We start from the raw sequence: 19,367 nt of genomic DNA on the forward strand, positions 1-19,367 counted from the left end.
CGAAGACTGTGCAGGAAATGGCAGATGCCTCACTTAAGTCTATTCTGCGAAGTCCTTTGCCTCAGTTGCCAGCAGCGCCCGATGCAGCGTTCCAACGGTGACGGCAAACGGCAGGCCGTTCAGGCTTTTCTGAGGGAAGCGGATATCGGCGGCAATCTGAGCAATGCGCGCCTCTCTGTCCCCCTCTAGCGCGGGCAGCCGAAGCGGGCTGCGGTAGATTTTTAGTAGGTTGAGCAGCTGCGCATTCGGCTTACCGTACTCCACCAGAGATTGAAGTAACAGGCTGAATCCGACTTTTTCGCCGTGCAGCCAGTCCTGCAGCTCCGGCTGATGAGTCAACGTATCGTGGATCACGTGCGCCAGCCCCGGCGTATCCAGTTCACCGCGCACGCTGTTGGCTAATCCGGCCAGCACGATATTGGCCTCAATCACCCTTTCCAGTGCCGGCGTCACCTGCTGCTTCTCATTTGCCACGATCGCCTTTTCGCCCCAGTGCAGGAGTGTATCGTAGGCCTGCCTGGCCGCCGACACTTTTACCTCCAGCGCCAGATGGTGCGGGTTATGCCGCTGCCAGGGATCAAATTCCACCCATTTCGCCAGCGCATCGACGATGCCGGAGCGCAAATAGCGCACGTCGGCGCGGGTGATGATTTCACTGTCGACCAGAATCAGTGCAGGCATGGCATTCAATGCCAGGCTGTCGAGATGGCCGCCTTCTTCATTGTAGATAATCGCCAGCGGCGACCAGGCGGCGCAGGTTGCCGCCAGCGTCGGTAGCACAATAAGCTGGCGATCGCCCAGCGCATCGTTAACGGCTTTCGCGGTATCCAGCACGCGCCCGCCACCGATGGCCAGAATGCCTTCCGCGCCCTGCTTCAGCAGGTTATGGCGAAATCGGGCGATGGTCGCATCGGTGCATTCGCCGGTTAAATACTCCACCTGCCAGCGCACACCTTCCCGGTTCAGGCTCTCCTCCAGCGCCGGGTTCACCGCCTGCCAGGCCTGTGGCGACGTGAGAATGCGCAGATGATCGACCAGCGGACGGATGCGTTCACCGACCTGGTGGACAAGGCCCGCCTGCTGGATGTAGTTGCCCGGTGACTTGATTGCGAACTGCGCGGGCGGTGATAGCGGTTGAACTGTACTCATGGCATCCTCCGATGACAACAAAATCTGTGACGGGCTACGTGACTACGGTTCCTGTATTGTCTCGCTGGTCCAGACCACAAACGTCGGCGGCAGCCAGGCCGTCACCTCCGGCAGCGGTTCGTTAAAGAGGACAATTTCCACGAAGCAGGTTTGTGCCGTACTGCCCTGGCCGAGCCGTGAACTGCCTATGTCGGTGGTTAACACGTTCGGGTTGCCGTGTTTATCCAGTGAGCGGTTTTCCTGTGCATTCAGCGGATCGTACCAGGCACCGGTGGAGATCTGCACCACACCGGGCCGGATATCCTCGGTGAGATGTACCCCAGCCAGCAGCGCGCCGCGATCGTTAAACACTTTCACGATATCGCGCTCGCCGATGCCGCGCGCGGCAGCGTCCTCCGGATGCATCCACAGCGGCTCGCGACCGTTAATTTTGGTCTGCTGGCTGACCGAACCGTGGTCGTACTGGCTGTGCAGCCGCATGCGCGGCTGGCTAGACAACAGATGCAGCGGCCAGCGCTGGCGCAGTGCCTGTTGGGCATTTTGCTCATCTGTGTACCAGTAGGCGTAGCCCGGCGCTTCGCGGTAGCCAAAGGCTGCCACCGCCGCAGAAAAGAGCTCGATTTTACCCGACGGCGTAGACAGCGGCGCGGCCTCGGGATCGTCCCGGAAGGCCTTCAGAAGGATCTGCGGCACGTCTGGTACAGCGTATTCCAGCTTGCCCTGCCCCCAGAAATCCTCGAAGTCTGGCAGCTGAATGCCGTCCTCTGCGGCCCGCGGACGGGAATCCTGATAAATCTTTTCCAGCCAGCCTCGCGCGCTGTACCCTTCGGTAAACTGCGCGGCAAAATCCAGCTTTTCAGCCAGCGCGCTGAAGATGGCATAATCATCCCGCGCTTCCCCCTGCGGCGGCAGATGCTGGCGCATGGCGATCATAAAGCCGTCGTTGCTGGCGCTTCCGATATCTTCTCGCTCCAGTGACGTCGTAGCGGGCAGCACGATATCAGCGAATTTGGCCTGCGCGGTCCAGTACTGTTCATGGACGATTACCGTTTCCGGCCGCCGCCAACCATCGATCAGCCGGTTGAGATCCTGATGATGGTGGAAGCTGTTGCCGCCCGCCCAGTAAACGAGGCGGATATCGGGATAGGTTAGGGTCTGGCCATCGAATTCGTAGCTTTCTCCGGGATGCAGCAACATATCGGTGATACGCGCCACCGGAATACGCGTACTGACCGCGTTGCGGCCTGCTGGCATACGCGGACCGGAGAAGCGCCGCCGTTCGGCACCAGCCAGATTCGTCGAGGCATAGCCAAAACCGATGCCGCCGCCGGGGGTGCCAATTTGTCCTAACAGCGCGGTGACCGCCACCAGCGCCCAGTAGGCCTGCTCACCCTGACGTGCACGCTGAACCGACCACGCCATATTGATCATCGTTTTCTTCTGCGCCATCTGTCGCGCCAGCTGGCGGATGGTATCCGCCGGCAGCCCGGTGATGGTCGCCGCCCACTCAGGCGTTTTTGCCTCGCCGTCATCCTCGCCCTGCAGGTAAGCAGCAAAGCGATCATAGCCAACTGTACAGCGGGAGATAAAATCATGATTAATAAGCAGCTCGGCAATCAGCACCTGACACACCGCCAGCAGCAGCGCGGTATCACTACCGGGCTGGATCGCTAGCCATTCTGCATCGTGGACAGCGGCCAGATCGTTGCGCACCGGGCTAACGTTAATAAAACGGCAGCCGTTGGCACGCAGGGTTTGCAGCCAGTAGTCCAGGGCATGATCGTTGGCTCCGCCGCCATTAACCTGGGCATTACGCAGCGGCAGGCCGCCGATGGCAACGAACAGTTCACAGTGTGCAGCCAATACCGGCCAGTGGGTGTGCTGACGCTGAAGATCGTCGAGATCGCCGAGAATATGCGGCAAAACGCGTTCTCCGGCGGCGATACTGTAGGTATTGGTACTGGCGGTATAGCCGCCAAACAGATTGAGGAAGCGATGCAGCTGGCTTTGCGCATGATGGAAGCGCCCGGCGCTCGACCAGCCGTAGGAACCGCCATAGATCGCCTGATTACTGTGGGTATCTTTTACCCGCCGCAACTCACCGGCCACCAGCGACAGCGCCTGCTCCCAACTCACTTCCACAAAGGGTTCTTTACCACGTCCCTCACGGTTGGCAGGCTTGCCCTGCAGGTAGCCGAGCCTCACCGCCGGCCGCCGTACGCGGCTGTTGCCCTGCACCGCACCCGGCATCGAGAAGCCAATCTTCGACGGATTGCGGTCCCACTCAACGGGCTCGACGGCAGTCAGTACTCCGTTATCAGTGGTCACCCGATAGGTGCCCCAGTGGGTCACGGTCAGTCGTTTTTCGGCTTCGGCCTGCTGGCTCATGGTGCACTCCGGGATGTTAATGCATGGTCATACCGCCAGTGACGTTAATCGCCTGGCCGGCCATATAAGAGGACAGCGGACTGGCGAGAAACAGCACCACGCTGGCAACGTCTTCAGGCTGTGCGGTGCGCCCCAGCGGCACCTGTGAGCAGTCTTCAGCATAGGTAGTTAGTTAAACGAGTACCGCATGCCTTGAGGCGACATACTACCCAATCAGGCGATAGCTTTTTCCCCGCCTGCGAGGCGATATTGATAATACGTCCATAGCGCCGGGGCTTCATCACTGCAATCAACTCGCCTGCCTGTTCAGGCCGGGAGATATCAAAGGACTACCACAGCCAGCGATCGCCGGTTTCACTCGCGATGATGGCGATGTCGCCTACCACCACGCAGGCACCAGCCTGATGCAGCAGTTCGGCGATCGACCGTCCGATCCCCTGCAGTCCGCCGGTGACCACCGCCGTCTGCCCCCGAAGATCGATAGAAACCATTAAACCACCTGGCGGGAAAAGGCGTCGGTGCTGATCCCGGCCGCCAATATCTGGCGCGCATACTCTTTCGCCGAGAACAGCGAGTGGTCGCGATAGTTACCGCATTCCAGTGGCGTAACCGCCGGGACGTCGGTGGCATCAACGACACGCTCCAGCACGCGGGTCAGCGCGGTAGCGATGGTTTTTGGGTCGCGATTATCCCACAGGATTAAATAGAAGCCGGTGCGGCAACCCATCGGGGAAATATCGATCACGCCCTCCAGCTCTTCACGCAGGCCGAAGGCCAGCAGGTGCTCCAGCGTATGCATTGCAGCTGTCGGGATAGCATCCACGTTCGGCTGCAGCAGGCGCAGGTCGTATTTTTCCACCACGCTTCCCAGCACGTGTTTTTCATTGCCGGCCACCCGCACATACGGGGCGATGACTTTGTTATGGTCAAGCGTAAAGCTCTCTACTGCTGGCATACTGTTTCTCCTTACCATTATTCGCGACGTATCCGTCGCGCCAGACGCGTGCCGAAGGTCTGTAAAAGCTGCACGATTACGATCAGCACCAGCGCGGTGGTGAGCGTGGCGAAGGCATCAAAGCGCTGATATCCGTAGGTAATGGCCAGATCGCCGATGCCGCCGCCACCGACGGTGCCGGCCATCGCGGTGGCACCCAGTAGGCCGATCGTGGCGGTGGTGAGTGCCAGGATCAGCGATGATGCGGCTTCCGGCAGCATAAAGTACCAGATGGTTTGGATGGTACTGGCCCCCATGGCGTTGGCGGATTCAAGAATGCCGTCATCTACCTCCAGCAGAGAACTTTCCACCAGCCGGACAATATAGGGAGCGATAAACACTACCAGCGGCACAATCGCGCCGGCGGTGCCGATGGTAGTGCCGACCAGCCAGCGGGTGACCGGAAGAATGCTGATTAGCAGGATGATAAACGGCAGGGAACGCAGGATATTGACCACGGGATTGAGGAGCTGGTGCAGCGCCACGTTGGGCAAAATGCCACCGGGGCGGCACAGTACCAGCACAATGCCAAGTGGGATACCAAGGAGCGCACCAAATCCCAGCGAGACGCTGACCATAATCAGCGTGTCGTACAGCGCCAGCAGAAACTGATCGCCGGTCACGGCGGTATCAATAAATTCAAACATCGCTGATTTTCACTCCTGCGTCATGGAGGTAGCGGATTGCCGCATCAATGTCCGCCGTTTCCCCGCCGATCTGCACGATCATAAAACCGAGAATGGTGTTCTGAATTTCTGACATGCTGGCAAACAGGATATTGACCTCCACCGGATACTCGCGGATCAGCCGGTTAACGATCGGCTGCTGCGCGGTCTGACCGACGAATTCCAGCCGCAGTGCCCGGCTCTGGCTTTGCTGCCTGATGCGCGCCACGGTCTGTTCCGGCAGGCGATCATGGATCACCGACTGTACAAAGCTGGCGGTGACCTCCTCCTTAGGCTGGCCAAACAGATCCAGTACGCTGCCCTGTTCAACTACCCGCCCCTGTGCCATCACCGCGACCTTGTGGCAGATTTTCTGTACCACGGACATTTCGTGGGTAATTAGCACAATGGTGATGCCGTAGCGGCGGTTGATTTCCTGCAGCAGCAGCAGGATCTGCACGGTGGTGTGCGGGTCCAGGGCCGAAGTCGCTTCATCACACAGCAGAATTGACGGATTGGTGGCCAGCGCGCGTGCAATCCCCACGCGCTGTTTTTGCCCACCGGAAAGCTCATCGGGATAACTTTCTGCTTTATCACTGAGGTTCACGAAAGCCAGGAGCTCGCTCACCCGCTCACGAATAAAGGCTTTATCGCGCCCCTGTAAGATCAGCGGTATCGCCACGTTGTGAAATACCGTGCGTGAGTTCAGCAGGTTGAAGTGCTGAAAGATCATTCCAATATCTTTCTTTAATTGGTTCAGCTGTTTCTTACTGATGCCCTGCAGCGACAGATTGTTAATCAGCACATCGCCCTGAGTAGGCGCTTCAAGATGGTTTATTAAGCGCAGCAGCGTACTTTTTCCCGCGCCGCTGGTACCGATTACGCCAAAGATATCACCCTGATTAATCGTCAGATTGACGTTATCCAGCGCAAGGAAGCTTTCTCCCTTACGGGTAAACGTTTTGCTGACCGCGTTAAAGCGGATAACCGGCTGGCTCATTTGAAATAGCTGGGCTGCAGGTAGCCGTCGTACTGCGAATGGCTGGTGATATAGGTTTTAAACTCGGCGGAGTGGTAGCCTGCCACGATATCTTTAGCGAACTGCGCGTCTTCATTTTTCCCGGCTACCGTGACCACATTGATAAACTGGCTGGTTGGCGTTTCCAGTTTCAGCGCCGAGCTTAATTTCATTCCGCTGGAGACAGCAAAGTTCCCCTGAATCAGGCCGAAATCAACGTCCGGCAGTGCGCGAACCTGCTGGGCGTTATCCATTTCTTTCAGCACGATTTTGTAGGGATTTTCGATGATCGCTTTCTGTGAGAAGGACGCCGGGTCGATATCGGCCTTGAGCTTAACCCAGCCGAGGCTTTGCAGCACCAGCAGGGCGCGGTATTCATTAGGTGCCTGGTTCGGGACTGAAATCACCGTGCCCGGCTTTGGGGTGTTCAGCGTGTTGAGCCTGCCGGCATAGAGGCCCATTGGTGGGGTTGGCACCTGCACAATGCCGACGTTATCGATCCCCAGACGTTCGTTGACGGATTTTAAGTAAACCGGGTGCTGCATAATATTGGCTTCAATATTACCCCGCGCCACCGCATCATTAACCTGAATACCGTCGCTGAAATCTTTATACTCGACTTTATACCCCTTCTTGATCAAAAAGGGCGCAACGCCTTTTTGAAACTGTTCTTTATAAGGGCCGGGATTAAAACCCAAACGAATTAATTTATCATCGGCATGCGCTGTCGAAATAACTGCAGCAGAAGACAATAAGGCAACAACAATTCCGCTAATCAATGACCTGCGCATAGAAACATTCTCTCCGGTAACGTGTTGAATACAAAAATAATTGATTCCAATATACTTAGGATTTTGCAGCAAAAGTGAATTCCGCTCAATATCTTTATTGTGCTAACCTTAACCGTTTTTTGTTATTGCGATTTATTAATATCCTTATTAATTTTAATATTTTTCCTGCCGGATAATTTCATTTTATGAAATGACGGGCTATGCCATAGTCCAGGTATTATTTTTTTATCGGGATGTGTTATGCCGGTATTTTCTGCTTCACCCCTGCTTGATCAGTTAGAAGAGAATCTGTTTAGTGCGCTGGAAAAGATGGCGGCACAGATCGATACCTCACAGCGCCCGCTGATTGACCTGTCTTCCGGCAGTCCGCGCCAGCCTACGCCGGCAGCAGTGGTGGCCACGCTGCAATCCGCCGCTGCGCAGCCAGAAAACCACGATTATCCATCGTTCTGGGGCAAGCCCGCGCTGCGCCAGGCGATAGCCCGCTTTTATCAACGTCAGTACGGCACAGAGCTGGACCCGGATAGCGAAATTGCCGTTTTCCACGGCTCGCATATCGGCGTGACCGGCCTGCCGCGTGCGCTGCTCGCACCCGGTCAGTATATGATTTCGACCGATCCGTGCTACCCCATTTACCGTTCGGCCGCCGCGCAGGCGCACGCAAAGTTCTACGGTATTCCGCTGCACGCATCAAACCAGTTTCTGCCGGACTTTACCGAGGTGCCGAAAGCTGTCACTCAGCATGCCGGGCTGCTGATGCTGAACTATCCTCACAATCCCACCGGGGCGGTGGCCACCCCGCAATTGTTTGACGATGCGCTGGCGTTCGTGCAGCGGCTGAACATTCCGCTTCTGCACGATTTCGCCTACTCGGCGATTGGCCGCCATCCGCAGGACGCGCCGCCGAGCCTGCTGTCGCAGCCGGAGGCTAAAGAGTGGAGCGTTGAGATCTATACGATGTCGAAAACCTTCCTGATGGCAGGCTGGCGCTTCGGCTTCGCCGTCGGCAATGCCTCGGTGATTAGCGCATTTAAAAAGCTGCACACCCACAGCTACAGCACAGTGTTTGGGGCGGTGCAGGATGCGGCAATTACCGCGCTGGGTCTGCCGGAGAGCGCGGTTGCGGAGTTTGCCTCACTTTACCACCATCGTCGCGAGCGGGTTATCCGCGCGCTGGAAGCGATGCGCTGGCCGATGGATGCCCGCCAGGGCACCTTCTTCCTCTGGCTACCGGTTCCAGCGGGATACAGCTCGCAGCTGTTCACCGAGCACCTGCTGCACGAGGCGCAGGTTCTGGTTGCTCCAGGGCACGGTTTTGGCGCTGGCGGCGAAGGGTTTATACGCCTGAGCCTGACCGCCAGCGACGAGGCACTGGATGAGTCGCTGAAGCGGATTGCGGCACTGAAACTCTTCAGTTGAACCCGACACTTTTTAGCAGGTGCGCACAGGAGCCTACAACCTGCAAGCAGCAGCCTGACGTGTAGTAGTCTGCATCATCGCTTCAGCATAAAACTCACCGGCTTAATAGCTGCGCGGAATAGTAGATCACTTCGAGGGAATTCACAGAGCCCGGGTCTCTCAGGCCTGGTTTTTTGATGCTCCTAAATGGCCCAGCGCACCCGATGTTTATGTCAGCTTTTCGCTCATAGCGGGCCTTGAGAGCCGTCTGTCCGCCTTGTGCCAGAAGCGGACGTAGTGAACAACAGTTTGTGTGGAGCAACCGGGGACAGTACAGTACGCTTCAAACCAGATATATGAAATACTTTTATATCTTTTTTTTAATCCAGGTAGAGAACGGCATATTAACTTTATCATGAAGCGATATGGCATATGATTTTTCAGGTCAGCAGATTCAAGCTTTTCTGATATCAAAGGTGATGGGAAGGGATAAAAACGATTACACGAATCCTCTAAAGTTATGGTTTTTCTTGCCGATAATATTTTTATTTGAACGGTGCATGCAAGTGAGTAATTTTTTTGTCAGATTAACAATGTCCCTCATCATGACACTCAGTCTGTCCGGTTGCGGTACTTTGCTGGGAAGTAAGTTTTACGATATCGATATCCATCCTAAAAAATATAATGATACCCATCATAATTTCACAGAATATACTAACACCGTTTTACTGTCTGAAAATATTGATGGTAGTCATAATTTTATTACAAATGGTAGCACCGTATTTCTTCTGGTTGCTGGCACAGGGAATTTTAATAAAGAGAACATAAATCAGAGACTCAAGCCATTTTATGATTTTCTGACCTGGGCTAAGCTGGAAGGCAGTGAAAGTGAAAACAAACGTATTTTTTACAATATGCAAACAGAAATGAAGCGGCGTCATATAGAGTTTCGTTACTTCCCGGACGGCACGCCAGCGTTTGTTGATACCAATGACGGGTTAACAGATTTTGAGAAAGCTATTTTCCAGAATTTTTCAGATTATTATACGCCACAGCAAATCGCTAAGCTTGTTTTAATCGCTATTAGTGTAACTTATCAAGGGGAGCCCAGAGAAGTTATAAAGTGATACTAAATTATAAAAATAATCAGAAGCCAGTTTAGTTAATTGCCATTAAATCTTCGGGGTTTCAGTCTGAATAGAGTGAAACCCCGTTATTACCAGCTTTAGCAGGTAGGATGACCGTGCAGAGGATTGCCGATGAAATTGCAGCTGCAACGTCTGCCTGCCGGGAGAAAATTCGATAGCTTAGCCACGTTTCACACTCGGATTGGCATTCGTAAAACTATGATAATCAGTCCGATCGCGAGATCGCTCTCAGCTTTCGTTCATTTCTTGCAAAGCTGGTATGACGTCCGCTTTGTGCCAGAAGCGGACATTGTAATAAATCATAAGGTATGAAATGCCAGAATACCCGTTCAATCTTACAACGACTCAATCACCTCAAATTATTTTGCGATAATTTCCATATTGCCAGAAAAATATTCTGCACTGAGAAAAACCACTTATGCTCTTTCTGCCAGCATTCGAGACTTATATCGCCCTCGCCTTCTTTGCGGGCAAACCCCTCAGTAACATCACAAAAACGGACCAGTTTCATTAAAACTGTCTGTTTTCACTTTTCTGAACTTCACACTGGATATAAATGGGTCTCCCTCAACGGGTATGCATGCCGAAATCAGCATCCCATGTTTAAAAGGTGTTCAGATGTTGTTCAGAAAATCATTATCAGGTCTCGCGATCGCTGTGATTACGTGCTCCGCCACGATGGCGTACGGGTCACAGGAAAGGCCGACCATGTCTTTAGGTTATGAACAGGGGCATATCAGAGATTTTGGAGATGTCAGAGGCGGGAACTTCAGGTTTCAGTATGAGAATGCGAAACCCTGGGGTGTGATGGGGTCGCTGACCGCGATGAAGAATAGCTGGCAGGATGAACTCTCCTCATGCAGACAGGCTGATAAAACCTGCAGAGAGAGTTACCGAAAAAAACATAACCTTGATAGTAAGGCTGAATATTACTCCGTAATGGCAGGGCCAACCTACCGGCTATCTGAGAATTTAAGCGTATTTGCTCTTGGGGGTATTTCTCATTCGAGAGTCGAATTCCCTGCCCGAAGCGTCAAGCCTGTTTCTGCTTCTGACAACACGCACGGTCAGTCATCCAGTCAGTATGCATACAGCACCGGTATTACGCTTAATCCTGCTGATAATCTGGCGCTGACTGCAGGCTATGAAGGCTCGCGCGCCAGTTTTGATGATAAAAAACACCCGGTCAAAAGCGGTTTTATGGATGTTGGTTATCGCTTCTGAGTTTTTGTTTTATGGTCCACAGGATGTGGGCCATTTTATGCCTTGCCCGGCGCACGGGGCCAGTCAACCTTATCCTTACTGTTTATTTCCATCCTGTAGACATCCGCTAAATATTTTTTCCAGTCAGCGAGTTTTCCTTTTTCCTCAATACTCAGTCCATAAACGTCCTGAACAATTGTCAGCATGCGTATTTCTTCGACCGCCTTTTCCAGCAGGTCACTCTTTAATGCAAAACGCCGGTCTGCCTCCCTTTTTTCCCGATCAGGAATATCAACCCATTCAGGCATGCCGTTTTTTCCTGCACCTCGTGTTTTGCCTTCCGGTGGCTGACTGACAAACTGACGCCAGACGTCTTCCGTAACGGGAATAATATCATCCTGCCAGGTGCCACCTGCCCTGTAAGCCTCTTCATCATCCAGCAAAAAAAAAGCATTCACTTTTGCACTGTAACCAAACCGCATGATTAATATCCCATTGCCAGCCAGTAAAATGATGGTTCACCCTTGCCTGCATGCAAGGTGAATTTTTGGGTGCTTACATTGTCCACGAACGAATTGTCTTTACTCTGTCCTTTTTTACCTGACTGCGTGATTAATACGGTCAGACACTTACTGGGAAATGTGGTGAGAAATCCAATATCACCTGCACCTGAACGATGCCCACCCTGAATGATGAGGTGACTGACCGGATCTTTCCAGACCAGATAGTCATCTCCCTTCAGCAAAGATGCTGAGCGGTTTATCAGCCATTTCTGCAGACTTCCGCCCCAGGTTTTGCCCTTAATATCCCCTTCGGCAATTAATTCTGATTCACCGACCTTCAGTGCTTTCTCCGTACTCAGCGAACCTTCAACCGTCAAATCGCCGGTTATTTCTCCGCCGCTGATTGAGATAAAACGTTTGTTAAAATCATCCCAGTCGACTTGCTGCTGGTGATTACACAAGATCCACGCATTCAGCGTCGCATTCCACTCGACTTCGTTTTGATGACACATGCTGAGCGTGCCCTTGATGAGTTCTCTGGCGGCGTTGTCATATACGGGATATGCAGGCAAATCGCCAACACGAAGTTTACAGGGTCCTGTGTTGGTCACTGCTGTGCGGAAAAAGAGACGCATACCCTCTGCGAGGGTTGTGACGGGTGGCTGACAGATAAGATGATAGCTGTCGCCTTCGGTTTTAGTTTTGCAATTATTAAGACGTCCCTGCTGCACAGCACTAATGAAGCCGTTTTCCGGAAGAAATGGCGCATGATCAGCCATACGTATTGCTGCGCCTCCTATCGATAGCGCGCCGTTTTCCACGGTGATGACCCATGCTGGCGTATAACCTGGATCTGGTGCCGGGGACCTCTGCTCACCTGTACGGGCAGCAACACCCGCTTTCACTGACAGATGACATTGCCCTGATCTCACTGTGCTTTGTGCGTTGCCGCTGTTATGCGGCCCGCTGTAGGCAATTGCCGGGTCAGTCGCATTGTAATAGGGCAATACTGTCAGGCCTGTATCGATATCTGCGTAAGTCGCCTGAATCAGATAGTTAATGCTGTAGCCTTGCACAGCGGGTGCATCAAGCCTGAACAGGCACCGAGACATATTAAATCCCTGTTTAAGGAGGGTACTTCCGTTATCAGCAGCCAGTGAGGAATAAGGTGTAGCATCAGAAGGCTGGAGGGAGTAAATCTGCCCTTCGCCAACTTCGACATTCATGGAAGCTGGTACGGTAGGCTTGCAGTTCAGACCATGCAGGCAGGTACCCTCACCCAGAATGGCTGCGGCCAGTTTTGCCAGTCCTGTCATGGCGAATTTATTCGTGTTCAGCAGGTCAGTTTCGAGCGGTATGGCGCCCGGGTATACAATCTGACGATCCATAATGTTACCCATAAAAAAAGCCACCTGCAGGGTGGCCGTCGATTATTAACCTGGGTAGTAATTAATGTATTCTCACCCAGACAAGCGTGCCTTCCGGTTTAACGGATTCTATCGCGGCGTAAATCTGCGCATCGGATACACTGCCGGTGAACATTTCGCGGGAGGCGTACTGTGCGCACGACGGGGTATCGTATCCCGCGGTTGAGACGCCATAGCCTGCAATACGGGGAATGCCCTGCCCTCTGGGGCGACTGACGTCGACAAATGCCTGATAAGGCAGGCAGCAGGAACCATATCTGCCGGCTGTGCCATAACCTGTAACCGGTCCGCCGTATGACCCGGTATCCGCAGGACGCGACGGTTCAAATACGACCGGTTTATTCCCGGTCAGCATCTCAATAATGTCGGTTACCGCCTGCCGTGTTCCACGTTCCCGGAAAAGACTGAGTCGTATCTGGTGTCTGAACTTCTCATCAGATACACCTGCCTGCCTGATAAGCCGGCCCCCCAGAAAGTCATATGCAACGATATCAAGCCATCCATCGCTGGCTGAAGAGATTCGCGTCTGCTGACAGGCATAACGATAAAGTGTGTAGCACCAGGATAACGAGGTGGCACAGGCAGACAGCGTGCCTGTCAGAATCCGGCTGTTATCGTTGAACCAGCCTTGCGGCAGCAGCGCGGCAAGTCGCATGAGGAAGTCGTTCTGATCGCCTTTTGCCATTCAGCTCACCGTAATATCACCTTTTCGAATCACCTGCGCGGGGGAAGCAGCCAGATCAGCTTTTGCGCCATTGAGGCTGACAGAGGTCACATTCGTCACCAGGGGACTGGCAGCATACGCCACTCTAACAAGCTGGGTATAAGCCAGAAGCTGGCCTGGTTTGAGGCCCTGGATGTAGTCCTTTATTGCGTGTTCAATTAGTTCCACAACCTTTGCATGGTCAGCGCCCTCGGCTGAAATAAAAGAAAGAATGACGTTGGCAATAATTTTATCCGGCGTAAAGACACCAAAAGTAAGAGTGAAGCCGCGAACGGCATCTATTGCCCTGTATGCCCTGTCAATGAGTTCAGCGGGTGGATTGCCACTCCCGTCGTCGACAATTGCATAGAAATACCCCGGCTTTGGCGTTCCATCCCGGGCCACATTTTCTGTCAGTGTAAAGCTCATCCCGTTCTGCACATTACTGAGCGCAAACGCAATCGCCGCTCTGGTAGCTTTTGATAATGAAGCGATCCACATTCTGAATCGCGCGCGGAAGTCGTCATCCGTCTCTGCATCCTTCCCACCGGTAAACGGCTCAGTATTGGTTACCTGATCAACATATAACAATGTGCTGGTAATAATGCTGAGGGTGCCTGCCCGCACATTCCCGCCCGCGCCGGCAATATTTGCCTGTACCGGAAGCTCCAAAGCCTTAACGCCAGCCGCTAAAGTGTATTCTGGCTGACCAGGCTTATCTGCGACGACTGTGAAGGTCTGAGTGCCGTCGATTGTGGTTATTTGCGTACCAACCGGAATTATTGCCTGACACGCTGGCGTAACCCTGGAGAACGTCACTTTTCCGATGGCCTGCACGGCAGAGCGACGAAAAAAGCCAAAGTCCGCCATCCAGCTATCAAGGTCTTCCCCGGAGCAGGTGGCCGCGCGGGTCCTGACCAGCAGTTTCACAATTAACTGCTGGATCCACATGGTCACACCCGCATTTGACTCTGCAAGTGAGCGCAGAATACTGCCAACAGAGAAGTCCACCAGCTTTGCTGAGCGCGCCTGAATGGATGTGACCTGCTCGCTGACAAGTTCAGTGAAGGATTTGACGTTAAGCGATGACATACACTTACCTCATGACATCGAAGTGAAGAGTTTCAGGCGTGCCGGTTATGGCATCGGTGTAGGCGATCGACACACTGATGCCCCCCTCAACAAGAGCCAGCTTCACAGCAGGGGGAGGTTGGCGGGATACAGCATCTTCCAGCAACATCTGACCGCGTATGAGTGCCCTCCACTCACCCGGCTTGAGTGTCTCACCCACTTTCTTTCCCAGCCCGGCACCGTATTCAGGGTGAAAAAGATAGTCCCCCGGATTGGTCAGCAGTCGGCGAAGAATGCGCTGCTTAGCATGTTCTCCTCCGACGGCAGTGCGTAAGTCACCTGTAGAAGAAGGGCCCAGATCTCCGCCGGTGAAGTGATAGAGGTCGTGCATAGATTACCGTTCCAGACTGCTGTCGATTTGCTGCTTCGGAGGGGCTGTAAAGTTGCCCTGTCCCTTCTCAAGATGAGTATGACCACCATAAACCGAGCGGATACGATGAACGGTGCCATAGCGGCCATTGTTGTCGCGAATGTCCCGGACGACAGTCAGATCCCCTTCCATCCGCACATCACCCCCCGTGAAGTGATGTGCCGGTGCATCATAGATAAGTTTTTCCTTCGCACTCAGCAGGACTTCCCCGCTGTTAAGAAACTTCAGCAATGACCCACTCTGATGCACCAGCCAGAACTCACCGGACGGCGGTCCCGGACAGCAGTCCGTATCGTTATAGAACTGCCCTTGTGCCATCCCTGCGCCCGGCAGACCGGAATCAAATCCCACTTCCGCTACTGCGCCGATCACCGGCCCTGCTGCCAGCCCCCAGCCATTACCCGCCCACGGCGTACTGAGCGGTATCCAGCCGGTTTCCTCACCGGTCGGCTGAATCTGAACCTTTACTGCATAATTGACCGGGTCATAGGCGGTGATGATGCCCTGACGGGTCCCGCTTACACCTGCAGCGGACTGGCGGGCTGTGGCGGCCATAACATTCAGCAGTGCTCTCACCGTTCAATGTCCAGTGCAGGGCTGTGGTTTTTGCCAGAGATGTGCATTCTGTAGCCTGTTTCCCAGTTCACCGTGCGCCGTATACGATCACAGTAATAAACCTGATCAAACGGGCTTTCGGTGCCCTCAATACGTATGTATGTACCGGGCATGAGCAGATTGTCGCCCGGTACAGAACCGCTGAACGTCATCTCATGCTGAATGATTTGCCTGTAGAGAGACCGGGCCAGCTCAAGAGCGGCTGTGGGAGTTAATCCGTTACGGATTACGCGATAGACCTGCTTTTCGGCTATGGCCTTACCCGGTAAGGTTCCATGGGCCGGTCCCGGATAAGTTGCGATAAACTGCCTGTTCTTCAGCTTTGCATTCCAGCTCAGAACTTCCACCATTACCCCTTTTGAAATGGTCAGTGCACGTGAAAATGACAAGTCATCAGAGACATTGCACCGCGGATACCCCTGCTCGCCAGGCGGTTGCCAGCGGATAATATAGTGTCCATCACTAGCAGGTGCTCGCTTCGGTTCGAAGTGAAGGTTTTCACCCTCTACATAAACTGAAAAGTTTTCAATCGCTGCGAGCCCGGTAATGAGGTCCCATTCACTCTGCTCGCCGGTCAGATGTGTTGAATCAATCTGATAATATTCGCCCACACGCTGCGTCGTCGCTGTCACAACCGGTGTCAGGCCGTGACGCTGCGCCAGCGTGGAGGCTATCTGTGAGCTGGTGAGGTTTTTAAAGCTCTCGCCGGGTGTCTTCGCATCAATCAGTTTCGCGGTGTAATCGCGCCCTTCTGCGGTGATTTCAAATCGCGCCGGTTCGTAATGCCAGGTATCAATATTGCCGGTAATGTGTTTTTTTTCATCAATGCCTGCCGGGGTCACGACTGAGATAAACAGCTCAACCCTGATGGTGGTCTGCACCGCCCACCAGCTGAGCAGCTGCATGGCGGGCAGCAGCGCTGAAATCGCCAGCGTCAGCTCAAACGTGCCCGCGCCGCGAAACGCATTGCTCTCAATGCTGAAGGATACAAATGGCACACTGTTGCCGTTTAAAAGACAGCGCCCGCTGACGTGCCGGGCACTGGATGCTGTTATGGGATGATTAACGTCCATCGCTATTGCCTCGGGCTGGCGGGTATCTTCAGCGTGTGAATGCCGCTCAGCTGCGGATCGGACAGGTCATTGGCATCAGCGACGCTGGTCCATAAAGAGGCGTCTCCATACTGCTCTGATGCCACCTGGTAAAGGTTGCCGCCCGACAGCGTAACAGCCTTTATTCCAGCGGCAGACTGCCCTGCCTTGACGTTTTTATGCAGCCTTCCCAGCACGTCCTGAAGGCGGTAGAGAGCAGGAATGCGGGTCACGTGGTCTGACTGAAGGAGCAGATTACTGACGGTTCTGGAGACGGGGTTGCCGGGTACCAGTCCGCCCAGTGAGGTGATGTCACGCGCTGCGGCTTCAAGCAGCGCCAGCTCATGGTGAATGATGTTCCGGGCAGTAATCATCGGCCTGACAACGGCCTGCACCTGCGCGACCGTGGCATGTGCAAAGTCGGTGACCTGCTTAACAGCCTGATGCAGGTCTTTAACGGTCTGCGTAACGGCATCAATATTAATCAGATCAGCCAGACCCAGTGCCCGGCCCAGGTCACTGTCAATCAGTTCCCGCAGTGCTCTGCCCGGGCAAATTTGCCCCTGCTGGCATGGACGCGGACGATGCGCCCGCGAAAGCCCGCATTGCGCAGGGTATCTTCGGCCATATCACCGCCCTGGTTGGTTTCAATGACGATGGCTTCAGCGTGGTGCTCCTCATACGCTCTGATGGCGCGCTTCGCCCAGCCGTTGGGCGAGTACTTCCCGGAGTAATCGGCATCTGCAGAGAACAGCCGGTCATTGCCGCGCCCGTAACTGCTCGCCACGACAATACCGGTTTCGTCACTCTCTTCGCTGTTCGTCGCCTGCGGGTCGATGGCAACGACCGTCCGCGACGGCTGCAGGGTGATATCCAGCGCACGCGCACAGGACACCATCGCTTCGGTCCAGAGTGCGCCATCAGCATTAAACCGGCGGGGCCGCTGCATGTACTGCGCTTCCGCGGTACGCCGGTGTGAAAACAGCGAGACGCGATGCGATTCGTTGTGCTTGTAAGGCCAGAGCCAGCCGTCAGGCAGACCATGATCGATGGGGATCGCGTGCGTGTTTTCCGGGTACACCAGCGAATACGGTTCGCTGTTATCAATCAGCACCGGCAGGTTCAGGTGGTGCCACTGTTCGCCGCTGCCACCACGCAGCAGGTATCCGCTGAGATCGTGGTAGTGAATGCGCTGCATGATGACTACGATGGGCGTGGTCTCAATAGCCAGACGGGAACGAATGGTTTCGTTGAAGCGGGTGTTGACCCCGACGCGTATGGTTTCGCTGTAGGCGTCGTCAGGTTTGACCGGGTCGTCAATGATCAGACTGCCCTGCCACCCCGGCTCCATGTGTCCGGCACGAAAGCCGGTAACCTGCCCCGCAGCGGACGAGGCATACACCCCGCCGCCGTGTTCGGTCCACCACATGGCTTTACTGTCGGCATCATCGCGCAGCGCCATCGGCCACATGGCCTGAAAGGCAGCAGACTTCACGATGCTGCGCGTGGTTGACGAGTTCAGTAATGCCAGGTTGTGGGAATACGACAGGTGCATGAAGCGTGCACGGCGGTTCAGCGCCAGCCCGCGGCCCATCATGTTGATGGTGGCCAGTTCCGTTTTAGTGTAGCCCGGAGGCACATTGATGATGAGTCGCCGGATGTCGCCATCAATCACCCGGTCCAGCGTCCGCTGAATCACCTGATGATGAGGCGCGACAATCATTCTGCTGCCAGTGCGCTGCTTAAAGAAATAGCGGGCAAAGTACATCCCGTCTTCTTCACACTCTATACGGCGAGCAGCGGTCTTAAAGTCAGCAGTCGTCATCCTCCAGCATTTCCCGGCGCGCCTGCCGGTATTCCTCGCGTGTAAGCAGTGCAACCTCGAGCGGGCCGCCGTCTTTGCCTGTCAGTGATGTCGCAGCCTGTTCGCGGAATGCCTGCACGGAAATGTGTTTACCGAGCAATTCCAGATTTCTGACTTTGTCCGGCCACTTAATCTTTTTCAGGATGCCGACCATCTCGCGCTCTTCACCGCGACCTTCAAACATCTCAGCCAGATCGAATCCGCTCAGATACCGACGCCATGATGAAGGCCATTGCGATACAGGTTTGATGCGCATGTCATCTGTCATGATGTCGATCACGTCCATCTGGTCTATCTCAAACAATCGCTTCAGAACATAATCAGCATCAACATCAACCCGATCATTGCGTCTGGCTTTTAGTTCAGCGATTCTTATCTGGACGCTAACATTTGCTAATAGACGGGCACCCTGTTCATTCGCAGTTTTTGGACTATACCCAGCTCGAATAGCAGCCTGCGTTGCGTTCAAATCGACGAGGTACTCTCGACAGAACATTTCTTGTTTGTCAGTGAGTGCCATAACTTTATGTGCTCAATGGAGGTGATGTGAGTAAGTATTCAGATCTGGAAGAGTATCTAAACAAGGATGAGTCGTTTTATTTTTACCCAACTAATATTGAAATAATGGGCGACTTTAGAATTTGGTGCAGCCTTCCTGGGACTTGTGACCTAACCCTGTCAGATGTCACTGTCAAAAGTAAATCCATGATTTTGATAGAATATAATGATGAAGACGATGATAGACCTGCTGAAGTTAGCCTATTCGAGGCTGACAGTACTATCGCATCAATGGTCAGTTTCTTACGAAATATGGATTCGGTTTATCACGAGACTATCTATAGAGCCGTTTTCGAGTGGGCAATAAGGGCTTTTTTTGTGTCCGCTAGATAATGCTGATAACAATACATA

At 53.9% G+C, this 19,367-nt stretch carries 21 protein-coding genes and 2 pseudogenes; 4 read left to right on the forward strand and 19 right to left on the reverse strand.

Features of this window, described 5'->3' with window-relative positions; translation table 11 throughout:
- Positions 1 to 39 precede the first annotated feature (39 nt).
- The 8 genes from F3I47_RS13380 to F3I47_RS13410 all read right to left on the reverse strand — a co-directional run bounded on the left by F3I47_RS13380 (position 40) and on the right by F3I47_RS13410 (position 7,005).
- Positions 40 to 1,149, reverse strand: coding sequence for an iron-containing alcohol dehydrogenase family protein (locus F3I47_RS13380; RefSeq protein ID WP_150029124.1), 1,110 nt, complete (start codon positions 1,147 to 1,149; stop codon positions 40 to 42).
- 42 nt (positions 1,150 to 1,191) lie between these two features.
- Positions 1,192 to 3,537 carry a molybdopterin-dependent oxidoreductase gene (locus F3I47_RS13385; RefSeq protein ID WP_150029125.1) on the reverse strand — a complete coding sequence of 782 codons (2,346 nt, stop codon included), beginning with the start codon at positions 3,535 to 3,537 and terminating at the stop codon, positions 1,192 to 1,194.
- 16 nt (positions 3,538 to 3,553) lie between these two features.
- A complete protein-coding gene (locus tag F3I47_RS22510) occupies positions 3,554 to 3,679 on the reverse strand; it encodes an SDR family oxidoreductase (RefSeq protein WP_223812721.1) in 126 nt (41 codons plus the stop codon).
- Positions 3,680 to 3,866: 187 nt separating this feature from the next.
- Positions 3,867 to 4,028, reverse strand: coding sequence for an SDR family NAD(P)-dependent oxidoreductase (locus tag F3I47_RS22340; protein ID WP_190311322.1), 162 nt, complete (start codon positions 4,026 to 4,028; stop codon positions 3,867 to 3,869).
- Entirely contained in the window at positions 4,028 to 4,492 is a 465-nt protein-coding gene (locus F3I47_RS13395) for an S-ribosylhomocysteine lyase (RefSeq protein WP_140923365.1), read from the reverse strand. Before F3I47_RS13395 ends, F3I47_RS22340 begins: the two co-directional genes overlap by 1 nt.
- Before the next feature lie 17 nt (positions 4,493 to 4,509).
- Positions 4,510 to 5,178 carry a methionine ABC transporter permease gene (locus F3I47_RS13400; RefSeq protein ID WP_150029126.1) on the reverse strand — a complete coding sequence of 223 codons (669 nt, stop codon included), beginning with the start codon at positions 5,176 to 5,178 and terminating at the stop codon, positions 4,510 to 4,512.
- Positions 5,171 to 6,196, reverse strand: a complete 1,026-nt coding sequence (locus F3I47_RS13405; protein ID WP_140923363.1) for a methionine ABC transporter ATP-binding protein — start codon at positions 6,194 to 6,196, stop codon at positions 5,171 to 5,173. The genes F3I47_RS13400 and F3I47_RS13405 overlap by 8 nt, the downstream gene beginning before the upstream one ends.
- Positions 6,193 to 7,005 (reverse strand): MetQ/NlpA family ABC transporter substrate-binding protein, encoded by an 813-nt coding sequence (locus tag F3I47_RS13410; RefSeq protein WP_150029301.1) that lies wholly within the window; start codon positions 7,003 to 7,005, stop codon positions 6,193 to 6,195. The genes F3I47_RS13405 and F3I47_RS13410 overlap by 4 nt, the downstream gene beginning before the upstream one ends.
- A 240-nt stretch (positions 7,006 to 7,245) precedes the next feature.
- On the opposite strand from F3I47_RS13410, the gene F3I47_RS13415 reads away from it, so the two are divergent.
- On the forward strand, positions 7,246 to 8,424 hold the full coding sequence (locus F3I47_RS13415) for an aminotransferase class I/II-fold pyridoxal phosphate-dependent enzyme (protein ID WP_150029127.1): 1,179 nt from the start codon (positions 7,246 to 7,248) through the stop codon (positions 8,422 to 8,424).
- A 404-nt stretch (positions 8,425 to 8,828) separates the two neighbouring features.
- On the forward strand, positions 8,829 to 9,530 hold the full coding sequence (locus F3I47_RS13420; protein WP_150029128.1) for a hypothetical protein: 702 nt from the start codon (positions 8,829 to 8,831) through the stop codon (positions 9,528 to 9,530).
- A gap of 380 nt (positions 9,531 to 9,910) precedes the next feature.
- On the opposite strand, the pseudogene F3I47_RS13425 reads toward F3I47_RS13420, so the two are convergent.
- Positions 9,911 to 10,068, reverse strand: a pseudogene (locus tag F3I47_RS13425) (ASCH domain-containing protein); the annotation flags it as partial.
- A 101-nt stretch (positions 10,069 to 10,169) separates the two neighbouring features.
- On the opposite strand from F3I47_RS13425, the gene F3I47_RS13430 reads away from it, so the two are divergent.
- Positions 10,170 to 10,775, forward strand: coding sequence for an Ail/Lom family outer membrane beta-barrel protein (locus tag F3I47_RS13430; RefSeq protein WP_190311323.1), 606 nt, complete (start codon positions 10,170 to 10,172; stop codon positions 10,773 to 10,775).
- A 35-nt stretch (positions 10,776 to 10,810) separates the two neighbouring features.
- Here F3I47_RS13430 and F3I47_RS13435 read toward each other — a convergent pair whose 3' ends face one another.
- The 10 genes and pseudogenes from F3I47_RS13435 to F3I47_RS13480 all read right to left on the reverse strand — a co-directional run bounded on the left by F3I47_RS13435 (position 10,811) and on the right by F3I47_RS13480 (position 18,978).
- Entirely contained in the window at positions 10,811 to 11,236 is a 426-nt protein-coding gene (locus F3I47_RS13435) for a tail fiber assembly protein (RefSeq protein WP_140923360.1), read from the reverse strand.
- Between the two features lie 2 nt (positions 11,237 to 11,238).
- Positions 11,239 to 12,657, reverse strand: a complete 1,419-nt coding sequence (locus F3I47_RS13440) for a hypothetical protein (protein WP_140923359.1) — start codon at positions 12,655 to 12,657, stop codon at positions 11,239 to 11,241.
- 49 nt (positions 12,658 to 12,706) lie between these two features.
- On the reverse strand, positions 12,707 to 13,369 hold the full coding sequence (locus tag F3I47_RS13445; RefSeq protein ID WP_140923358.1) for a hypothetical protein: 663 nt from the start codon (positions 13,367 to 13,369) through the stop codon (positions 12,707 to 12,709).
- Positions 13,370 to 14,479 (reverse strand): baseplate J/gp47 family protein, encoded by a 1,110-nt coding sequence (locus F3I47_RS13450; protein ID WP_150029130.1) that lies wholly within the window; start codon positions 14,477 to 14,479, stop codon positions 13,370 to 13,372.
- A 4-nt stretch (positions 14,480 to 14,483) separates the two neighbouring features.
- Positions 14,484 to 14,849: a phage tail protein gene (locus tag F3I47_RS13455; RefSeq protein ID WP_140923356.1), complete on the reverse strand. Its 366-nt coding sequence runs from the start codon at positions 14,847 to 14,849 to the stop codon at positions 14,484 to 14,486.
- Between the two features lie 3 nt (positions 14,850 to 14,852).
- A complete protein-coding gene (locus F3I47_RS13460) occupies positions 14,853 to 15,464 on the reverse strand; it encodes a phage baseplate assembly protein V (RefSeq protein WP_140923355.1) in 612 nt (203 codons plus the stop codon).
- Positions 15,461 to 16,576 (reverse strand): phage late control D family protein, encoded by a 1,116-nt coding sequence (locus tag F3I47_RS13465; RefSeq protein ID WP_140923354.1) that lies wholly within the window; start codon positions 16,574 to 16,576, stop codon positions 15,461 to 15,463. The genes F3I47_RS13460 and F3I47_RS13465 overlap by 4 nt, the downstream gene beginning before the upstream one ends.
- Before the next feature lie 2 nt (positions 16,577 to 16,578).
- A complete protein-coding gene (locus tag F3I47_RS13470; RefSeq protein WP_223812722.1) occupies positions 16,579 to 16,968 on the reverse strand; it encodes a hypothetical protein in 390 nt (129 codons plus the stop codon).
- A gap of 167 nt (positions 16,969 to 17,135) precedes the next feature.
- Positions 17,136 to 18,419 (reverse strand): annotated as a pseudogene (locus F3I47_RS13475) (DNA-packaging protein); the annotation flags it as partial.
- Entirely contained in the window at positions 18,406 to 18,978 is a 573-nt protein-coding gene (locus F3I47_RS13480; protein ID WP_140923115.1) for a terminase small subunit, read from the reverse strand. The pseudogene F3I47_RS13475 and the gene F3I47_RS13480, both read right to left, overlap by 14 nt.
- A gap of 26 nt (positions 18,979 to 19,004) precedes the next feature.
- On the opposite strand from F3I47_RS13480, the gene F3I47_RS13485 reads away from it, so the two are divergent.
- A complete protein-coding gene (locus F3I47_RS13485; protein ID WP_140923114.1) occupies positions 19,005 to 19,349 on the forward strand; it encodes a hypothetical protein in 345 nt (114 codons plus the stop codon).
- Positions 19,350 to 19,367: the final 18 nt, after the last annotated feature.

It is taken from the genome of Pantoea sp. M_10 (genome assembly GCF_008631515.1).
GTDB classification, from domain to species: Bacteria; Pseudomonadota; Gammaproteobacteria; order Enterobacterales; family Enterobacteriaceae; genus Pantoea; species Pantoea anthophila.

Coding starts and splice junctions, on each gene's coding strand:
- F3I47_RS13410 (WP_150029301.1), bottom strand. CDS start 7,005: ATGCGCAGGTCATTGATTAGCGGAATTGTTGTTGCCTTATTGTCTTCT.
- F3I47_RS13430 (WP_190311323.1), top strand. CDS start 10,170: ATGTTGTTCAGAAAATCATTATCAGGTCTCGCGATCGCTGTGATTACG.
- F3I47_RS13470 (WP_223812722.1), bottom strand. CDS start 16,968: ATGATTACTGCCCGGAACATCATTCACCATGAGCTGGCGCTGCTTGAA.
- F3I47_RS13385 (WP_150029125.1), bottom strand. CDS start 3,537: ATGAGCCAGCAGGCCGAAGCCGAAAAACGACTGACCGTGACCCACTGG.
- F3I47_RS22340 (WP_190311322.1), bottom strand. CDS start 4,028: ATGGTTTCTATCGATCTTCGGGGGCAGACGGCGGTGGTCACCGGCGGA.
- F3I47_RS13480 (WP_140923115.1), bottom strand. CDS start 18,978: ATGGCACTCACTGACAAACAAGAAATGTTCTGTCGAGAGTACCTCGTC.
- F3I47_RS13435 (WP_140923360.1), bottom strand. CDS start 11,236: ATGCGGTTTGGTTACAGTGCAAAAGTGAATGCTTTTTTTTTGCTGGAT.
- F3I47_RS13455 (WP_140923356.1), bottom strand. CDS start 14,849: ATGCACGACCTCTATCACTTCACCGGCGGAGATCTGGGCCCTTCTTCT.
- F3I47_RS13465 (WP_140923354.1), bottom strand. CDS start 16,576: ATGGACGTTAATCATCCCATAACAGCATCCAGTGCCCGGCACGTCAGC.
- F3I47_RS13445 (WP_140923358.1), bottom strand. CDS start 13,369: ATGGCAAAAGGCGATCAGAACGACTTCCTCATGCGACTTGCCGCGCTG.
- F3I47_RS13405 (WP_140923363.1), bottom strand. CDS start 6,196: ATGAGCCAGCCGGTTATCCGCTTTAACGCGGTCAGCAAAACGTTTACC.
- F3I47_RS13440 (WP_140923359.1), bottom strand. CDS start 12,657: ATGGGTAACATTATGGATCGTCAGATTGTATACCCGGGCGCCATACCG.
- F3I47_RS13420 (WP_150029128.1), top strand. CDS start 8,829: ATGGCATATGATTTTTCAGGTCAGCAGATTCAAGCTTTTCTGATATCA.
- F3I47_RS13450 (WP_150029130.1), bottom strand. CDS start 14,479: ATGTCATCGCTTAACGTCAAATCCTTCACTGAACTTGTCAGCGAGCAG.
- F3I47_RS13395 (WP_140923365.1), bottom strand. CDS start 4,492: ATGCCAGCAGTAGAGAGCTTTACGCTTGACCATAACAAAGTCATCGCC.
- F3I47_RS13380 (WP_150029124.1), bottom strand. CDS start 1,149: ATGAGTACAGTTCAACCGCTATCACCGCCCGCGCAGTTCGCAATCAAG.
- F3I47_RS13415 (WP_150029127.1), top strand. CDS start 7,246: ATGCCGGTATTTTCTGCTTCACCCCTGCTTGATCAGTTAGAAGAGAAT.
- F3I47_RS13400 (WP_150029126.1), bottom strand. CDS start 5,178: ATGTTTGAATTTATTGATACCGCCGTGACCGGCGATCAGTTTCTGCTG.